Origin of the sequence: Actinoallomurus acaciae, from assembly GCF_042429965.1 — a bacterium.
In the GTDB taxonomy this organism is placed as follows: Bacteria; Actinomycetota; Actinomycetes; order Streptosporangiales; family Streptosporangiaceae; genus Actinoallomurus; species Actinoallomurus acaciae.
In genome coordinates, this window is record NZ_JBHLZP010001229.1 from 1 (window position 1) to 716 (window position 716).

A 716-nucleotide genomic window follows, 5' to 3' on the forward strand; every position below is an offset into this window, starting at 1 on the left:
CGTCAGCCGGTCAAGATCGACTTCAAGATCTATCTGACTGAGAACACCATGGTCCGCTGGGAAGCTGTGGTGCAGGGCAACATGATGTACCTGCGCGTGCCAGGCGTGCTGCAGTCGGGCAGCAAGGAGAGCTTCATGCTGCTTCTGGACTTCGCTGAGGAGCGCTTGGGCTGTCAGAACTGCATAATCTGCGTGCTCAAGTCCCGGCCCGACCGCGCGACGCTGGTCCGCACGTTCATGTTCATGGGATTTGCGCCGCTGTCGCCGCGCGCGCCCGCCGCCGCCGCGCTCAGCCACCCCGACTACCTGCTGCTGCACTACAACATGAACTAGTTTCTCCGCGGCTTCACCAACCAACACGCTAATATATCACCAGTAGTGACCATTTAAACTTAGAACGCACGTTTTCTTTTTAAAGGTGGGCAGTAGGGCGTCGACAAGTCGACAGTAATTAATAATATAGTTGTTTAGTATATTGCGTACTAATAGTTTCTTGTGGTTCTCCGCCATATTGTATTTTTAATCTGTGATGTTCTCTGGGGTGTGTGTAGGAGGGAACGAGTTTGGCTTTATTTTTTTTTATTAGTTTGGACTCAAAAGGTTTCGGATTTGGTGTAAAGAGTCCATATCATGCAAAACCTGTTTGTATGATAAATTTGTTAATCTCTGTAACAGTATTTGAACTATTTTATATTTGAATGTAGAATGGTTTGTTT

1 protein-coding gene is annotated in these 716 nt (G+C 47.8%); it reads left to right on the plus strand.

Going from position 1 to position 716, the window contains the following annotated elements:
* Positions 1-333 (plus strand): ornithine decarboxylase antizyme (locus ACFFNX_RS51810; protein ID WP_378213872.1); only part of this gene is annotated, 333 nt, incomplete at its 5' end.
* Positions 334-716 lie beyond the last annotated feature (383 nt).